At 64.2% G+C, this 15,701-nt stretch carries 17 protein-coding genes and 1 tRNA gene; 7 read left to right on the forward strand and 11 right to left on the reverse strand.

Going from position 1 to position 15,701, the window contains the following annotated elements; genetic code table 11:
• Positions 1-414: 414 nt before the first annotated feature.
• The 4 genes from secF to tgt all read right to left on the reverse strand — a co-directional run bounded on the left by secF (position 415) and on the right by tgt (position 4,865).
• Positions 415-1,356, reverse strand: coding sequence for a protein translocase subunit SecF (gene secF, locus SADO_RS02595; RefSeq protein ID WP_353108962.1), 942 nt, complete (start codon positions 1,354-1,356; stop codon positions 415-417).
• Positions 1,357-1,366: 10 nt separating this feature from the next.
• Positions 1,367-3,220 carry a protein translocase subunit SecD gene (gene secD / locus SADO_RS02600; RefSeq protein ID WP_353108964.1) on the reverse strand — a complete coding sequence of 618 codons (1,854 nt, stop codon included), beginning with the start codon at positions 3,218-3,220 and terminating at the stop codon, positions 1,367-1,369.
• Positions 3,221-3,299: 79 nt separating this feature from the next.
• The gene (gene yajC / locus SADO_RS02605; RefSeq protein ID WP_353108966.1) at positions 3,300-3,626 is read right to left on the reverse strand and encodes a preprotein translocase subunit YajC; all 327 of its coding nucleotides are present in this window, start codon (positions 3,624-3,626) and stop codon (positions 3,300-3,302) included.
• 93 nt (positions 3,627-3,719) lie between these two features.
• Complete coding sequence (gene tgt / locus SADO_RS02610) at positions 3,720-4,865, reverse strand: tRNA guanosine(34) transglycosylase Tgt (protein WP_353108967.1); 1,146 nt, start codon at positions 4,863-4,865, stop codon at positions 3,720-3,722.
• A 141-nt stretch (positions 4,866-5,006) separates the two neighbouring features.
• On the opposite strand from tgt, the gene dacB reads away from it, so the two are divergent.
• From dacB to SADO_RS02625, 3 genes are all read left to right on the forward strand, one after another.
• Positions 5,007-6,515, forward strand: a complete 1,509-nt coding sequence (gene dacB / locus SADO_RS02615; RefSeq protein ID WP_353108969.1) for a D-alanyl-D-alanine carboxypeptidase/D-alanyl-D-alanine endopeptidase — start codon at positions 5,007-5,009, stop codon at positions 6,513-6,515.
• Between the two features lie 74 nt (positions 6,516-6,589).
• Positions 6,590-6,676 (forward strand) — tRNA-Leu (locus SADO_RS02620).
• 61 nt (positions 6,677-6,737) lie between these two features.
• Positions 6,738-7,394 (forward strand): LysE family translocator, encoded by a 657-nt coding sequence (locus SADO_RS02625; protein WP_353108970.1) that lies wholly within the window; start codon positions 6,738-6,740, stop codon positions 7,392-7,394.
• Between the two features lie 8 nt (positions 7,395-7,402).
• Here the strand turns inward: SADO_RS02625 and SADO_RS02630 are convergent, their stop codons facing one another.
• Entirely contained in the window at positions 7,403-7,615 is a 213-nt protein-coding gene (locus SADO_RS02630; protein ID WP_353108971.1) for a hypothetical protein, read from the reverse strand.
• Between the two features lie 131 nt (positions 7,616-7,746).
• Here SADO_RS02630 and SADO_RS02635 point away from each other — a divergent pair, with 131 nt between their 5' ends.
• Positions 7,747-8,172 carry an HIT domain-containing protein gene (locus SADO_RS02635; RefSeq protein ID WP_353108973.1) on the forward strand — a complete coding sequence of 142 codons (426 nt, stop codon included), beginning with the start codon at positions 7,747-7,749 and terminating at the stop codon, positions 8,170-8,172.
• Positions 8,173-8,194: 22 nt separating this feature from the next.
• On the opposite strand, the gene SADO_RS02640 is transcribed toward SADO_RS02635, so the two are convergent.
• Positions 8,195-8,992, reverse strand: coding sequence for an META domain-containing protein (locus SADO_RS02640; RefSeq protein ID WP_353108974.1), 798 nt, complete (start codon positions 8,990-8,992; stop codon positions 8,195-8,197).
• Between the two features lie 73 nt (positions 8,993-9,065).
• Here SADO_RS02640 and SADO_RS02645 point away from each other — a divergent pair, with 73 nt between their 5' ends.
• Positions 9,066-9,269 carry a SlyX family protein gene (locus SADO_RS02645; protein ID WP_353108976.1) on the forward strand — a complete coding sequence of 68 codons (204 nt, stop codon included), beginning with the start codon at positions 9,066-9,068 and terminating at the stop codon, positions 9,267-9,269.
• A 42-nt stretch (positions 9,270-9,311) separates the two neighbouring features.
• On the opposite strand, the gene SADO_RS02650 is transcribed toward SADO_RS02645, so the two are convergent.
• From SADO_RS02650 to ppc, 3 genes are all read right to left on the reverse strand, one after another.
• Entirely contained in the window at positions 9,312-9,698 is a 387-nt protein-coding gene (locus tag SADO_RS02650; protein WP_353108978.1) for a hypothetical protein, read from the reverse strand.
• A gap of 118 nt (positions 9,699-9,816) precedes the next feature.
• Positions 9,817-10,353: a hypothetical protein gene (locus SADO_RS02655; RefSeq protein WP_353108980.1), complete on the reverse strand. Its 537-nt coding sequence runs from the start codon at positions 10,351-10,353 to the stop codon at positions 9,817-9,819.
• A 39-nt stretch (positions 10,354-10,392) separates the two neighbouring features.
• On the reverse strand, positions 10,393-13,149 hold the full coding sequence (gene ppc, locus SADO_RS02660) for a phosphoenolpyruvate carboxylase (RefSeq protein WP_353108981.1): 2,757 nt from the start codon (positions 13,147-13,149) through the stop codon (positions 10,393-10,395).
• Between the two features lie 127 nt (positions 13,150-13,276).
• Here ppc and SADO_RS02665 point away from each other — a divergent pair, with 127 nt between their 5' ends.
• Together SADO_RS02665 and fdxA are read left to right on the forward strand one after the other, a co-directional pair.
• Positions 13,277-13,864, forward strand: coding sequence for an NUDIX hydrolase (locus SADO_RS02665; RefSeq protein ID WP_353108983.1), 588 nt, complete (start codon positions 13,277-13,279; stop codon positions 13,862-13,864).
• Positions 13,865-13,909: 45 nt separating this feature from the next.
• The gene (gene fdxA / locus SADO_RS02670) at positions 13,910-14,233 is read left to right on the forward strand and encodes a ferredoxin FdxA (protein ID WP_353108984.1); all 324 of its coding nucleotides are present in this window, start codon (positions 13,910-13,912) and stop codon (positions 14,231-14,233) included.
• On the opposite strand, the gene SADO_RS02675 is transcribed toward fdxA, so the two are convergent.
• On the reverse strand, positions 14,230-14,763 hold the full coding sequence (locus tag SADO_RS02675; protein WP_353108986.1) for a class IV adenylate cyclase: 534 nt from the start codon (positions 14,761-14,763) through the stop codon (positions 14,230-14,232). The genes fdxA and SADO_RS02675 overlap by 4 nt on opposite strands.
• Positions 14,764-14,771: 8 nt before the next feature.
• Entirely contained in the window at positions 14,772-15,683 is a 912-nt protein-coding gene (xerD, locus tag SADO_RS02680) for a site-specific tyrosine recombinase XerD (RefSeq protein ID WP_353108988.1), read from the reverse strand.
• Positions 15,684-15,701 lie beyond the last annotated feature (18 nt).

A 15,701-nucleotide genomic window follows, 5' to 3' on the forward strand; every position in this document is an offset into this window, starting at 1 on the left:
AAAAGCGAGAGTCGCGTCGCCTGCCGAACAGAAATTAGGCGTGCGACTCTGCTCTTGTCGGATTAAGCGAGTGACAGCGAGCCTGCCTGTATTGGGGCCCCTTTAGCGTAGCGCCGAGCAGCGGAGCGCGGCCGGGATCAAGCAGCCGGATGTCTGAGCGAAGCGAGTTCCGGCTGCGCCCGGCCGGGCGAGCAGCGCAGGGCATCGGCGCGAAGCGCCGACGCAAGACGGGGTGTCTTTTGTATTGGTGACTTTTATTTGGACAAGCAAATAAAAGACACTCGCACAGCAGTGCGAAACCCCAAGCGGCGCCCGCCTACGCCGTTGATTCAGAACTCATTGCTTCACACCACCAGCGTTTCAGCTCTTCCAGACGAGCTCCGCTTTCGCCGTACGCCACTCCGCCCAGAAAAGCTAACGCGTAACCCGCGCCGCCTTCTCGGCGTCCTCTTCCTTCGGCGGGAACAGGTCGTGGGCGTTGATATCCAGCCGTAGCGCCAGCGCGCTGGCGACGAAGATCGACGAATAGGTACCGATCAGCACGCCAATCAGCAGCGCGGTGGCAAAACCGTGGATGATCTCGCCGCCGAGGAAGAACAGTGCCAGCAACGTGAGAATCGTGGTGCCGGATGTCATCAACGTACGCGCGAGCGTCTGGTTGATCGAGGCATTGACCACATCGGTCGGCGTTGCCTTGCGCATGCGCCGGAAGTTCTCGCGAATACGGTCGTAGACCACGATCGTGTCGTTGAGCGAGTAACCGATCACCGCCAGCAGCGCCGCCAGCACGGTGAGATCGAAGTCCAGATGGAACAATGAGAACACGCCGAGCGTGATCAGCACGTCATGCACGAGAGCGGCGACCGCGCCCGCGGCCAGCTTCCAGTGGAAACGCACGATCACGTAGATCAGGATCGCGATCACGGTATAGAGCAGCGCCAAGCCGCCCTTGTTGATCAGCTCGTCGCCCACCTGCGGGCCAACGAACTCGACGCGGCGCAGTTCGGCCTCACTGTTCTGGCCCTGGAGTGACTGCATCACCTGCGTGCTGACTTCGGAGCTCTCGGCGCCCTCTTCGCTGGCGAGACGGATCATCACCGCATCGGAAGCGCCAAAATGCTGGACCGTGGCATCCGGATAGCCGCCTTCGCCCAACGCGCTACGGACATCCTCAAGCGGAACCGCGTCCGGGTAGCCGACCTCGACCACCACGCCGCCGGTGAAGTCCACACCGAAGGACAGCTTCTCCATCGAGAACGACACGAAAGTGATCAGCACAAGCAGTGCCGAGAAAACGATCGCGTACTTGCCGTAGCTGACGAAGTCGATCGATGTATTGGGCTTGATCAGGCGCATATCGGACGACTCAGATGGAAAGGCCTTGGAGCCGACGCTTGCGGCCGTAGACCAGATTGGCGATGGCGCGGGTGCCGACGATGGCGGTGAACATCGAGGTAACGATGCCCAGCGACAGGGTCACCGCGAAGCCCTTGATCGGGCCGGTACCGAAGCCGAACAGCACAACCGCCGCGATCAGGGTCGTGACGTTGGCATCGGCAATCGACGAAAACGCCTTGTCATAACCGGCCTTGATCGCAGACTGCGGGGTATTCCCCGCGTCCAGCTCCTCACGTATTCGCTCGAATATCAGCACGTTGGCGTCAACCGCCATACCGACGGTCAGCACGATGCCGGCAATACCCGGCAGCGTGAGCGTGGCCTGCAGCAACGACAGCAGCGCCACGATCAGGATCAGGTTCATGAACAGCGCGGCGTTGGCGAACAGCCCGAAACCGCGGTAGTAGATGACCATGAACACCACAACCAGCAGGAAGCCCACGACCACCGCCATGCGGCCCTGCTCGATGTTGTCAGCACCCAGGCTCGGGCCGATGGTGCGTTCTTCGACGATGTTCACCGGCGCGGCCAGCGCGCCTGCGCGCAGCAGCAGGGCCAGATCGGCGGCTTCCTTGCGCTCCAGGCCGGTGGTCTGGAACCGCTTGCCAAAGGCGCTGCGGATATTCGCGACGCTGATGACCTCTTCGACCTTCTTGCGTTCGCGGATCTCTTCCCCGTTTTCGTAGCGGGTCTCGATCTTGTTCTCGATGAACAGCACCGCCATCGGATCACCGACATGCGCCGAGGTGACGTCGAACATCTTGCTCGCGGCCTGGCCATCCAGGGTCACGAACACGGCCGGGCTACCCGACTGCTGGTCGAAACCGGACGACGCATCGACGAGCTGATCACCCGAGGCGATCACATCCTGCTCGAGCAGCAGCGGACGGCCATCGCGGGTCTGGTAGAGCTCCGTGCCGGCCGGCACCGTGCCACTGGACTGCGCGGCCTGGGCGTCCTTGCCCTGGGCAACGAGCCGGTATTCCAGCGTTGCCGTCTTGCCGAGCAGACGCTTGGCCTCGGCGGTGTCCTGCACGCCGGGCAGCTCGACGACGATGCGCGAATCGCCCTGACGCTGCACCAACGGCTCGGCCACGCCGAGTTCGTTCACACGGTTACGCAGGGTGGTGAGGTTCTGCTGCAGCGCGAAATCGGTGATGCGCTGCTGCTCGGTCTCGTTGAGCGTGGCCACGAGCATGTTGTCGCCGCCCGAGGCCTCGCGGAATTCGAGCACGCTGAATTCGCTGGTCAGCGCATTGCGCGCTTCGCTCATGACATCGGTGTTAGGGAACTGCAGCCGAACGGTGTCGCCGTCGCGTGTGGCGCGGCTGTAGCGGATCGACTCGTCCCGCAGGAAACGCGGGAGGTCCCGGGAGTAGCGGTCATAGGTCTCGTTGAAGACCGTTTCCATGTCCACTTCGAGCAGGAAATGCACGCCGCCGCGCAGATCCAGGCCCAGCGCCATCGGCTCCGCACCGACCGCGCGCAGCCAGTCCGGCGTGCTCGGGGCGAGATTGAGCGCGATGGTGAAATCGTTACCGAGTTGGCGCTTGAGCACGCCGGCGGCCTTGAGCTGGGACTCGGTGTTCTCGTAGAGCGCCAGCAGACGCCCTTCCTCGAGCGTGATGTCTCTGGGCGCGGCATCCGCCTCGGTCAGGGTCCGGCGCACGCGCTGCACGAGCGCCTGGCTGGCCGGGTCGCCGCTCGCCTGCGATACCTGCACCGCCGGCTGCTCACCGTAGAGGTTGGGCAACGCATAAAGCACGCCCGCCGCAAGCACGAACAGCAGCAGCAGGTATTTCCACAACGGATAGCGATTCATAGGGCCCCGACCAAAGGTCTACGGTCCTGCCCGACCCACGCCTCGTCACGCGGCCGGACAGACCAAACGAGGATGCGCTCTAGAGCGATTCCAGCGTGCCTTTGGGCACGACGCTGGCAACAGCGTTCTTCTGGATACGGATTTCAACGCCGTCGGATACTTCCACGACGATGAAGTTTTCGCCGACCTGGCGAATCTTGCCGGCTACGCCACCCGAGGTAACGACCTCGACGCCCTTGTCCAGGCTCTCGAGCAACTTCTTGTGCTCCTTCTGGCGCTTCATCTGCGGCCGGATGATCATGAAGTACATGAACACGAAGAACAGACCGACCATGATGAGCGTGGGCATGATGCCGCCCGCTTGGCCGCCCGCCTGTGCATAGGCCGGAGAAATCAGAAAATCCATAGGTCGCCTCTTTCGATGACTAGTGGTTCAGGCGTTGAACAAGCGGCGTAGTATGCCACAGCCGATCTCACCCCCGAGCTACGATTTGCCGCCTCAGGCACCGGCGGCTCCGTAGCCAAACCAGGCGGCCTGGGCCGTGCCCGCGCCTTCAGGCGAATCGAAGAATTCGCGCATGAAGTCGGCATAGCGATCCGCCTCGATCGCGCTGCGTATGCGCTGCATAAGCGCCTGATAATAGTAAAGGTTATGCCAGGTATTCAGCCGCGCGGACAGAATCTCGCCGCAGCGATACAGATGGTGCAGATAAGCCCGGCTGTAATTCGCACAGGTCGGACAGCCGCAGTTCGGGTCCAGCGGGCCGGTGTCGCGCTTGTGCACGGCGTTCTTGATCTTGACCACGCCCTCGGAGGTGAACAGATAGCCGTTGCGCGCGTTGCGGGTGGGCATGACGCAATCGAACATGTCGATACCGAAGGACACCGCGGCGACCAGATCCGACGGCGTGCCCACGCCCATCAGATAGCGCGGATAATCCGCCGGCGTCACCGGCAACACGCCTTCGAGCACGCGTGCCTTGAGCTCCCAGGATTCGCCCACGGACACGCCGCCAATGGCATAACCATCGAAGCCGATATCGACCAGCGCGGCCATGGACTCGGCGCGCAGATCGTCGAACACGCTGCCCTGATTGATGCCGAACAGCAGGTTGCTGCTGTCGCCGTGGGCCTCGCGGCAACGCGCCGCCCAGCGCATCGACAGCTGCATGGAGGTCGCGGCGTCTGCCTTGGCGACCGGGTAGTCCGTGCACTCGTCCAGGCACATGACGATATCCGAGTTCAGCGCATGCTGGACCTCGATCGAGCGCTCCGGCGACAGATACTGCGAGGAGCCGTCGATCGGCGAGCGAAAGGCCACACCGTCCTCGGTGAGCTTGCGCATCTCGGCCAGGCTCCAGACCTGGAAACCGCCGGAGTCGGTCAAAATCGGCCGGTCCCAGTGCATGAAGTCGTGCAGGCCGCCGTGCAGGCCCACAATTTCGGTGCCCGGGCGCAGCATCAGGTGATAGGTGTTGCCCAGCACGATCTGGGCGCCGAGACCTTCGAGTTCCTCGGGCGTCATGCCCTTGACCGTGCCGTAGGTGCCTACCGGCATGAAGGTCGGGGTATCGACCACGCCGTGCGGCAGGGACAGGCGGGCGCGACGGGCGTCGCCGGATTGGGCCAGACGTTCTAGATGCATGGCGGCGCAGTGTAGACACGCCATCGCATGGCGTCGACGCCGGCATGCGGCAATTCGTCAAATTGAGTCCGCGCCCACGCTACCCCTACACTGCCGCTTTCGCCGCGCCGCACCGGGCTCACCGGCCCCAATGGGGAACACATGTTCATTGCTCGCAAACCGGCCCGAGGCCAGTCTGTTTCTGGTGTCGTACCGGCCATGGCCGTGGCGCTCGCCGCCCTGCTGTTCAGCACGAGCGCGCTGGCCGCGCCCTATCTCGACTCGCTGCGCGAGCTCTCGCAGCGCGCCGATGTCAGCGCACTGGTCATCCGTCTCGACGACATGTCGGTGATCGACGAGATCAACGCCGACCAGCGCCTGACGCCGGCCTCGGTGAGCAAGCTCTATGCCGCCAGCGCGGCGCTAGAACAGTTCGGCCCGGCGCATCGATTCACCAGCCGCCTGACCAGCCACGGCAGCGTCTCCGGCAATACTCTCAACGGTGACCTGGTATTCGTAGGCGGCGGGGATCCAGCGCTCGACAACCCGCGCCTGTGGTCGCTGATCAACCGGCTGCGCGAACGCGGCATCAACCGGGTGAACGGCAACCTGATCGTCGACGACGGCCTGTTCGGCAGCGTGCCGTGTCTGACCAAGGACCGCTGCGATGCCCAGCGCGTGGCCTCCCATGCCTACAGCTCGCCGCTGTCCTCGGCAGGCGTCAATTTCGCAACCATTCAGGCGAATGTCTATCCCGGAGAGCGTTCCGGCGATGCCGCTCGCGTGGCCCTGCATCCCATCGGACTGTCCGGCTACAACATCGACAACGAGGTCACGACCGGGCTGCCGCATACCCGACCGAGCCTGCGCGTCTGGCGCACCTACGACGGCGGCCGCTCGACGCTGCATCTGCGCGGCGCGCTACCGATGGGCACCGGCCCCTATGAAGTCCATCGCGCGGTCACCGGCCCGGCCAACGACACGGCCCGCGTGCTTATGGCCATGCTGGAAGATATGGGCATTTCGGTCAGCGGCCAGCCGCGTGTGCAGACCAATGCCGGCGGCGGCGACACGCTGGCCTACGTCGAAAGCCGCACCCTCGCCGAACAGCTGATCCCGCTGATGGCCTACTCCAACAACTACATGGCGGATACGCTCACGCTCGATCTCGCCGCCGACAGCGGCTACAACCGCCCGCTCACGCTGCCGCTCGCCTCGCAGTCGCTTGAAGCGCTCGCCGATCGCGCCCTGCGCGAGAACTTCCCAAGCCAGGCCACGGCCGGCACGGGTCCAATAATCGAAAGCGGCAGCGGTCTGGCGGTGAGCAACAAGCTCTCGGCGCGCGATCTGGTTGCGCTGCTGTCCTATATGTATCGCCAGCCGTCGCTCTTTCCCGCCTTCTACGGCAGCATTCCGGTGCCACTGTCGGCGCCGTCGCGCACGCTCAAGCAGGGCAACTTCGACTGGCTGACCCGTATCAATGCCAAGACCGGCACGCTCAGCGAGCCGGTGACCGTGCGCGCGCTGGCCGGTTATTTCCGGCTGCAGAGCGGCGGCTACGGCGCCTTCGCCTTCGTGATCAACGGCACCCGCTCGCGCCCGTCGCTGAGCTATCGCCAGACGGTGACGGCTTACCAGACCGATATGGAGGCGATTCTCGCCGACTACTGACCGGACTCGGGATTCTTTTTGCGCCAAGCATTGGTCGCGCCCGGTCACAGCGGTATACTCCGCGGCGTTCAGCGGCCCAGGTGGCGGAACTGGTAGACGCGCCGGATTCAAAATCCGGTTCTGGCAACAGAGTGCGAGTTCGATTCTCGCCCTGGGCACCACTGAACGGCTTGTCCGACCGAAAACGCTGATGCGTCTCGCGGCGTTTCGATGGAGCCGCCCATGGATATTTCGTCTGCGCTGATCAGCTTTTCCCTGGCGGCAGGCCTGATGACGCTCACCCCGGGTATCGATACCGCGCTCGTGCTGCGCACCGCCGCGGTCGAGAATGCGCGCAATGCGCTGTTTGCCGCCTTTGGCGTAGTCATCGGTGTGCTCGCCTGGGGGCTGCTGGCCGCACTTGGCCTGGGCGCGGTACTGGCCGTATCCGAAATCGCCTATCGCATCCTGCAGTTCGCTGGCGCGGCGTATCTGATCTGGCTCGGCGGGCGGATGCTGTATGCCGCCACGCGTGGTGCGCGTACGGACTGGAACGACAGTCACACGCTGCAAGCGCAGGCCCAGAACGACGAAACCGGCCTGCGCTGGTTCTTTCGCGGGCTGACCACCAACCTGCTCAATCCCAAGGTCGGCGTGTTCTATGTGAGCTTTTTGCCGCAGTTCATGCCGGCCGACGTGAACGTGGTCGCCTTCAGCGCGCTACTCGCGGCCATTCATGCGGCGCTGAGTCTGATCTGGTTCATCCTGCTCACGCTCGCGACCCGCCCTTTCGCGCGCGCGCTGGCGCGTCCGAGCACGACGCGCGCTCTCGATGGCATCACCGGCAGTGTGCTGGTCGGCTTTGGCCTGCGCCTGGCGCTGTCACCCCAGGCACACTGACGAAGACTTCAGCGCAGGAAGTCGAAGTCGAACGAGAGATCGACGCCGAAATAGAAACAGGCGCCGAGCACGGCCGCGACCACCGCCAGCACGATCCAGAAGTACTTGTTGGATACGAAGGCGAAGATGAACATCCCCGCGACGACGGCGAAACCCGCCATGAGCAGGCCGGACCAGCCGCCACCCTGAATAACGTCGATCCAGCCTCTGATTACTTCCATTGTGCCCCCGGTTGATCCACGGCAGGCGCGTCGACCGCGCCCACGAAACAGTGCGCCCCGGAGCGATCTTATACAATGGCGCGCTCGGCGCCGAGCGCGCCGATCGTTTTCGAGCCGCCAGGCGAATGCCCATGCAAATCAACGACCAACTGCTCGCGGATTGCCACGTGCTCGGCACGCTCGACCGCGCCAGCGTGCTGCTCAATCGCAATGCGGCCGTCGGCTGGCTGATTCTGGTGGTGGATACGGACGCGGTCGACTGGCACGAACTCGACGATGCCGAACATGACCGCGTGAGCAAGCAGGTCCGCTCGCTTTCAAACTTCGTGGCGCACTGGTTCGACGCCCACAAGCTCAATGTGGCCACGCTCGGCAATCAGGTGCGCCAGATGCATGTGCATGTGATCGCACGCCACGCGGATGATCCCTGCTGGCCGAAGCCTGTGTGGGGCAACCTGGAGTCCGGGCGGGCTTACGAGCACCACGAGATCGACGCGCTCCGCCAGGCGCTCACGCGCGAACTGAACCTGACAGCCGAGGACGGCGCGACCGATTGACCGGCGCCTTTTCCGCCGCGCGCTATCGCTGCGGATACGCCTCGAGCGTCGACCCGGCGGCCGTATGGATGATCAATTTTTCGGTGCCATCGATCTCGAAACCGCGCGCGTCCTCAAGTACATCGAGAAAGCGGCGCTCCTGATTGTTGAGCGCCGGCGCGCAGGCCTTCATGGTGACCGTGGTGCGGCCCACGCTCAGCTGATCGCCTTCGAGTTCGTAGGTGCCGCTGTATTGATTGCAGCTGGCGCGCCCGTACAGCCGGCCATCGGTGTCGAAGTTCAGGGTCACGCGGGAGAAGTCGATGATGCCGGCATTGGCGATATCCTCGACCACCCACTCAACGCCCGTCAGCGGCCTGTCTGCGGCCTCGCGATCACGCGAATCGGAATGCACGCGCTTGAGCATCAGCAGACCGAGATCGTTGACGCGCCGGTCGGAATGCACGGGATGGTGGGTGTCGGTCGTCCAAAGCAGCCGACCATCCGGGCCGATGATCATCGCGCGCAGACTGTAACGGCCATGCGGTGCCAGCTTGTCGCGCGGGATAACCAACTCGAATGCAGCGGGTACGCCGCGCTCGGCGAGATCGAGGGTCTGGCTCGCGATCACGGGCGCCTTGCGATCGGCGATGGCGACATCCTCGACACGGACCCGTGCATGGCTGCCGGGAACCAGGGCAATGCGCTCGCGATAGGCGATCTGGCCCTTGACGGTGGTCGCATCTCCGGCAGCCGCTGAAGGCCGCTGGCTGTTTGCGGCGCAGCCTGCCAATACAATGCTCGACAGAAGAAGAACAAGAACACGAATCCGACGATGCATGAGAACAGCCTTTATCCGGTGCCGGCGGTGCCAAGGCCCGCCGAAGCGCCCTGAATTGATACGAGACAATCCGATGCCGACGAACAACCTCGAGGAACTCGAAATGCGGATGGCGTATATCGACGACACGCTGAATCAGCTCAGCGATACGATTTACGCACAGGCCCGCGCGCTGGACCGTCTTACCCTGCGCTGCGAACAGCTGGAATCACGGATTTCTTCGCTGTCCGAAGGCGGCGACGCCAACGAGACCGATGAAACGCCGCCGCATTACTAAGCCGCGGCGGCGTTCATCCGCTGCACCGTCTGACTGGCGCCGCTAGAACTGGATGCGGCCGCCACCTTCCTGGCCGCCGCCACCGTAGCCGCCTTGCCCCGGCACCTGAATCTGCTGGCTCTGCTGGCGCTGCATTTCCTTGAGTTCCTCGATCGCGCGCTCGGCGGCGGCGTTGACCGCGTCCGGGAACTTGTCGATGGCGCCGGAAAGCGTGTCTGCCTCCAGCTCGAAAGACAGCGGCAGGTTGCCGGCGGGGGTCATCAGGCTGGCGGAACCTTCGAAGATGATATCGCGCGAGTTGTCGTCCTCGCCGTCCCGGGTTACGGGCGTCAGGCGACGGATGCTGCCGACCTTGAGGTCCGTGAAGGACTCTTCGCGGTACATGCTGTCGGCATCGACCTTGATCTCGGGCATTTCGTTTTCGGCCATGACGTTTTCCTTGAGCGTCAAAAACAATGGCGGCAAGGATAACAGCGCAGCCCGCCGGGGCTAAGCCGGCCGGCTCGCACCGGCCGAAACGTCGTCGTGCGGGGCCGCTCCTGGAGCTCTATAGCGCTTCCGCGTTCTGGAAGGCCGAACTGATACGCGCCTGCAACTCTTTCTTGAAGGCAATGCGCAGCTGCTCACGGGCACGGGTGACGTCCGGGCCCTGCACCAGCGTCTGCTGCAGGCCGTTGTAGATCGAGAACGTCTGGATATCGCCGTCGCCCTCGGCGGACGTGCGCAGCAATTCCGTGGACGCGGCCACCGCGGCAGTCACGCCATCCGACTCTTCCTGCTGGTGGACGATGTACATGATGCGCAGCACGCGCACGCCGGACGGCAGGTCCTGACCCTTCATGCGGATCGTGGCCTGGCGCGCGTCCGAAAGTGCTTCGTTCGCGAGCGAGGCGACGAGTTCCTCGGGCAGCATCGAGTAACGCGCGTCGGCGACCGGGACGATATCGAGATAGACCGGCCGCTGTGTCTTCGGCGCGGGCTGGGCGCTCTCCCCGTTCTGCGCCATCGCCGCGGGCGCGACAGCGAGCAGACAGATCAACCCGAGCAGCGAGAACGCGCGGGCAAAGGCGTTGGTTGCAATCATGGCGTCGTTATCTTCTTCTTGTGGCAGATGACATGGAAATCAGCCGGTATTGCGCATACCGGCCGCAATGGCGTTGATCGAGCGCAGCACCGGATCCAGCCATGCCCGATCTCCGGCCTCACGATAGCGCGTAAGTGCAGTGATCTGGATATGATTGAGCGGATCCAGATACGGCCGGCGCCGATCCAGCGAGCGCTTGAGCACCACGTCGTCGTCCAGCAGTTCGCTTTCCCCGGTTATTGCAAGGATATGCTCAACCGCGCGCTCGTACTCGCTGCGGATTGCCTGGAACACCTCGGCGTTGTCCGGCGCGAGCTCGGCATAGGTCGCCGCGATGCGCATGTCGGACTTGGCCAGCGACATCTGCACGCTGTCGATAATCGTGCGGAAATACGGCCAATCGCGATACAGGGCAACCAGCTCTTCGTTGTCGATGCCGCCGTCGGCCAACGCGGCCCCCACGCCGAGCCAGCCCGGCAATGTGTGGCGCGACTGGGCCCAGGCAAACACCCAGGAAATCGCGCGGATCGACGACTTGCCGCGGACTGCCTTGCGATGGCCGGGCCTGGAGCCGATGTTGAGCGCGCCGATCTCCGCGGTCGGCGTGGCCGCATAGAAGTAATCGAAGAAGCCGTCGGTGTCTTCAGTCAGACGCCGATAGAACTGCTCGCCGGTATCCGACAGCGCCGCGGCGACGCGCGAGTGATCGGTATCGTCTGTCGCAAAGCCGCTGGCCTTGAGCGTGCCGGTGATGCCGAGCGTGAGTTCGTGGACCGCGGTTTCCGGATTGCTGTACTTGGCGAAGATCATCTCGCCCTGCTCCGTAAACTTGATACGCGAGCGCACCGTGCCCGGCGGCTGCGACACGATCGCCTGATGGGTCGGCCCGCCGCCGCGCCCGACCGTACCGCCTCGGCCGTGGAACAGCAGGCTGTCCACGTCGTGCCGGTCGCAGACCGCGACCGCCAGCTGCTGCGCCTTGTAGAGCTGCCAGCGCGAGGCCATGATCCCGCCGTCTTTGCAGGAATCGGAATAGCCGAGCATCACTTCCTGCCGGCGCGTGCCGTCGGTCGCCTGGGCTTCGAGGAAGTCGCGATAGGCCGGCTGGGCGAGCAGGCCGTCGAGTACCGGCTCGATATGCTCGAGATCGGCCACCGTCTCGAACAGCGGCGCGATCGATAGCGGCGGCGTGCCCTCGCCCGGCTCGTAGACGCCGGTCGCGCGCATGAGCCATAGCAAGGCGAGCATGTCCGACACGCTGTGCGTCATCGAAATCACGTAGCTGCCAAAGGCATCGCCGCCCAGCGTGCGGGTGAATTCGCGTACCACGGCGAGGCTGTCGAGCGTATCGCCCACCTCGCCGGAGACGTCGACGCGGGCGACATCCGGTACCTCGTCGCGGGCCAGCTCGACGGCGAGAATCTTCGTGCGCGCCGCATCGTCCAGCGATTCGTAATCTGCGCAAATCTCCAGCGCGGCGAACAGTTCGTGCACGCACTGGGTGTGGCGCGTGGATTCCTCGCGCAGATCCAGCCGCGCCAGATGAAAACCGAAGGTCTGGACAAGCCGCTGCAGATCTTTGATCTCGTCATCGGCAATCGCCTGATCGCCGTGGCCCACCATGGACTCGCGCATGATCCTGAGTTCGTCGATCAGCGCGGCGGCGCTGTCGTAGGCCAGTGGGCTGCGTTCGCTGCGCTCGGCGCGCAGGCGCAGCTCGGTCTGCAGCTGATCGACCATCGCCGCAATGCGCTGGCGCATGAGATAGAGCTTGCGCCGGTACGGCTCGGCTGCGAAGCGTTCGGCACGCACGCCGGTATGGGCCGCGAGGCGCTGTTCGTCGTCGGCCAGCGATTGCCAGAACGCGTCGCTGGGTTCGCACCAACGCGCAGAAAACGACAGCCGACTGGCGAGATTGTCGATACGGCGCAGGTATTCGGTGAGCACTTCGCGCGCCTGCATGCGAAGCGCGTAGCGCGTCTCGCGCGCGGTGACGTACGGATTGCCGTCGCGATCGCCGCCGATCCAGGAACCAAAATCGAGCACCGTGGGCGGCTCCACGGTTTCGCCGTAGGCGTTGGACAGCGCGCGTTCCAGATTGCGATAGATCACCGGCACGCTGGCAAACAGCGAGGCACGAAAATAATAGAGGCCGTTGCGTATCTCGTCTTCGACCGTCGGGCGCGAACCGCGCAGTTCCTCGGTCTTCCAGAGCACCTGGATGTTCTGGCGGATATGCTCCTCGATCTCGGCGTGCCGGCGCTCGTCCGGCGTATCGAAAGCCAGTTCGCGGAACCATTCGAACAACCGGCGCAGCGCATCCAGCACGGCGCGCGGCTTGGCCTCGGTCGGATGCGCGGTGAATACCGGCATGAACGACAGCCGCTCGAGCCGCGCCAACGCGTCTTCCAGGCTCACGCCCTCGGCCGCCAGATCGGTGAAGCTACGGTTGAACGAACCGGTCCACTGCGGATTGCCGTCGGCGGCCAGCGCGCGCCGTGTGCGATGCGCATGCAGTTCCTCGAGCAGGTTGGCGAGATTGAAATAGATGGCGAAGGCGCGCGTGACCTCGGTCATGGTCTCGGCCGGCAGGTCCGCGACCAGCGCCTGCAACTCGGCGCGCTTGTCGGGGTCGTCCTGTTCGCGCAGCGCGATATAACCGCGGCGCAGCGTTTCGACGGTATCGAACACGCCGTCGCGCGCCTGCGATCGCAGCACGTCGCCCAGCAGGACCCCGGCCGCCCGCACCTGGGCACGCAGGGCTTCGTCGTGAGCGGCTACATCGGTTTGACTCATGGCGGGATGCTTTTCATTGATCGAAGGATTCATGGCTCTCCGGGCTGCATGGTTCGTGCCGTTTAAGACCATAGCAGTGCAGGGACGGCCTCTTCTTGTCTGCTAATCTTCCGCCATGCCGAAACCCATGACCTACTGCCCCAACTGCGGCGCCCCCACCGAATACAAGATTCCGACCGGCGACGATCGTGAGCGCAACATCTGCACGGCGACGGGTGAGATCTTCTACGACAACCCGCGCAACGTCGTCGGCTGCATCGTCGAGCACGAAGGCAAGATCCTGATGTGTCGGCGCGCAATCGAGCCGCGACTGGGGTTCTGGACCCTGCCGGCCGGCTTCCTGGAACTCGGCGAAACGATCTTCGAAGGCGCGGCGCGCGAAACCCGCGAGGAAGCGCAGGCCGAGGTGACCGACGCCGAACTGTTCACCATGATCGACGTCACCCATATCGGGCAGGTGCATATCTTCTATCGCGCGACGCTGTCGGGCAGCCATTATGGCGCGGGCCAGGAAAGTCAGTTCGTCGACCTGCTCGGCGAAGACGAGATCGAATGGTCCCAGCTGGCCTTCCCCACGATCTACCGCGCGCTCAGCCAGTATTTCGCCGACCGCAGGCGCGGGCGCTTCGAGCTGCATATCGACAACCTCGGCGCCGACGACTGGCGGGCCATGAATCTGGACCGCGTGGCGAACGTAGAGACCGGCAGCTCCTGATAAACTGTCGCCTATCTTAGGTTCCGTTACGAGGCCCGATCCAGGATGACGTTCGTAGTCACCGAGAACTGCATCAAGTGCAAATACACCGACTGCGTGGAGGTCTGCCCAGTGGACTGTTTCCACGAGGGCCCGAACTTCCTCGCGATTGATCCGGAAGAGTGCATCGACTGCACCCTCTGCGAGCCGGAGTGCCCGGTCGAGGCGATCCTCTCCGAGGACGACCTGCCTGAAGACCAGGCGCATTTCCTCGAGCTCAACGCCGAACTGGCCGCAAAATGGCCGGTGATCACCGAGATCAAGCCGGCGCCGGACGATGCCGACGAATGGGCCGACAAGCCGAACAAACTCGAGCTGCTCGAGCGCTAGGCCCGCGTGCCCGGATCGGCTTTGCCAGACAGCCGATCGATATAGGCGCCCTCCAGCAAGTCTGAATCCGCGATGCCGAGTGCCGCCATCAGGCGCTCGGCCTCGCGCTCGCCCTGAGCGATCGATTCATCAGCGCCGAGCACGACCTCCAGTTCCATGAAGTCGCCAAGCCGCTCGACCTGGTCGAGATGAATGCGCGCACGCTCGACGAAATAGAGCGTGCGCGTCTTGCGTACCTCGCCGCGAACGCCCCAGGCCTGGGCGAGCACGTCGGCCAGCGCCTCCGGGTCGGCTACCGGACTGCGTTCGTATTCGCAGGTTTTCGGCCCGGTCGCATCCGGCCGCCGATAGAAGATCAGCTCGGCGGTTCCGTCGTCGATCCGACGCAGCTTGAGCCGACCTCGGCTGCATTCGAAGAACGTATCGTGCTGTTCGAGCACATACGGACCATCCGTGGCGAGTGCCACAGCACGCCGATGTAGCGCGGCAGGGTCGGCGACCACAGCCTTGATCTCGATATTGCGCGCCATGCCGCCTATCAGCCGCGCGGATGATGGGTCGCGTGCAGCGCCTGCAGACGCGCCCGGGCGACATGGGTATAGATCTGGGTGGTGGACAGATCGGCATGCCCAAGCAGCATCTGCACCGCGCGCAGATCGGCGCCGTGGTTGAGCAGATGGGTGGCAAAGGCATGACGCAATCCATGCGGCGAAACGTCCCCACGTATGCCCGCCTGGGCGGCATAGTCGCGGATTCGATACCAGACATTCTGGCGGGTCATACCGCCGCCTCGGCCAGTCACGAACAGTGCGTCGCTCTGTTTCGCGCCGAGCAACAGGCCGCGCGCTTCGCGCATGTAGTGCTCGAGCCAATCGATCGCGGCCAGGCCCAAAGGCACAAGGCGTTCACGCTGGCCTTTACCGGTCACACGGATCACGCCCTGGCGCGTATTCACCTGCGCACGGGTGGCACCGACCAGTTCCGACACGCGCAGCCCGGCGGCATACATCAGTTCCAGCATCGCGCGATCGCGCAGGCCGATATCGCTGTCGGTATCCGGAGCCGCAAGCAGCGCCTCGACGTCGGCCTCGGTGAGCGTTTTGGGTAGCCGTCGCCCTTGGGTCGGCATCGCGATCAACGCGGTCGGGTCCTCGTCGATCGTGTTCGCGCGAAGCTGGTAGCGATAGAACTGGCGCAGACTGGACAACAGGCGCGCCGCACTGCGCGGGCTGGAACCCGGCGTGTTCTTAGCGGCCAGATAGGCCTGGATATCGGCACGGCCGACCTTAACCAGCCCGGTGCGGCCGTCCAGCCATTTGGCGAAATGTGCCAGGTCGTTGCGATAGGCGCCGAGCGTGGCATCGGACAGGCCGCGCTCGGCCCAAAGGCCATCGAGAAAGGACTCGATCGTCCGGGCGGTTTCGTCGTCTAGGGCATCGATAGCGGCCATGGCGCGGAGCGTATAATA

The sequence above is a fragment of the Salinisphaera dokdonensis CL-ES53 genome, assembly GCF_040361215.1.
Lineage (GTDB): Bacteria > Pseudomonadota > Gammaproteobacteria > Nevskiales > Salinisphaeraceae > Salinisphaera > Salinisphaera dokdonensis.

Bases quoted from the DNA above. Each gene is read 5' to 3' on its own strand.
- SADO_RS02665 (WP_353108983.1), top strand. From the start codon at position 13,277: ATGACCTACTGCCCCAACTGCGGCGCCCCCACCGAATACAAGATTCCG.
- SADO_RS02650 (WP_353108978.1), bottom strand. From the start codon at position 9,698: ATGGCCGAAAACGAAATGCCCGAGATCAAGGTCGATGCCGACAGCATG.
- SADO_RS02640 (WP_353108974.1), bottom strand. From the start codon at position 8,992: ATGCATCGTCGGATTCGTGTTCTTGTTCTTCTTCTGTCGAGCATTGTA.
- xerD (WP_353108988.1), bottom strand. From the start codon at position 15,683: ATGGCCGCTATCGATGCCCTAGACGACGAAACCGCCCGGACGATCGAG.
- tgt (WP_353108967.1), bottom strand. From the start codon at position 4,865: ATGCATCTAGAACGTCTGGCCCAATCCGGCGACGCCCGTCGCGCCCGC.
- secD (WP_353108964.1), bottom strand. From the start codon at position 3,220: ATGAATCGCTATCCGTTGTGGAAATACCTGCTGCTGCTGTTCGTGCTT.
- fdxA (WP_353108984.1), top strand. From the start codon at position 13,910: ATGACGTTCGTAGTCACCGAGAACTGCATCAAGTGCAAATACACCGAC.
- SADO_RS02625 (WP_353108970.1), top strand. From the start codon at position 6,738: ATGGATATTTCGTCTGCGCTGATCAGCTTTTCCCTGGCGGCAGGCCTG.
- secF (WP_353108962.1), bottom strand. From the start codon at position 1,356: ATGCGCCTGATCAAGCCCAATACATCGATCGACTTCGTCAGCTACGGC.
- ppc (WP_353108981.1), bottom strand. From the start codon at position 13,149: ATGAGTCAAACCGATGTAGCCGCTCACGACGAAGCCCTGCGTGCCCAG.
- SADO_RS02630 (WP_353108971.1), bottom strand. From the start codon at position 7,615: ATGGAAGTAATCAGAGGCTGGATCGACGTTATTCAGGGTGGCGGCTGG.
- SADO_RS02655 (WP_353108980.1), bottom strand. From the start codon at position 10,353: ATGATTGCAACCAACGCCTTTGCCCGCGCGTTCTCGCTGCTCGGGTTG.
- dacB (WP_353108969.1), top strand. From the start codon at position 5,007: ATGTTCATTGCTCGCAAACCGGCCCGAGGCCAGTCTGTTTCTGGTGTC.
- SADO_RS02675 (WP_353108986.1), bottom strand. From the start codon at position 14,763: ATGGCGCGCAATATCGAGATCAAGGCTGTGGTCGCCGACCCTGCCGCG.
- SADO_RS02635 (WP_353108973.1), top strand. From the start codon at position 7,747: ATGCAAATCAACGACCAACTGCTCGCGGATTGCCACGTGCTCGGCACG.
- yajC (WP_353108966.1), bottom strand. From the start codon at position 3,626: ATGGATTTTCTGATTTCTCCGGCCTATGCACAGGCGGGCGGCCAAGCG.
- SADO_RS02645 (WP_353108976.1), top strand. From the start codon at position 9,066: ATGCCGACGAACAACCTCGAGGAACTCGAAATGCGGATGGCGTATATC.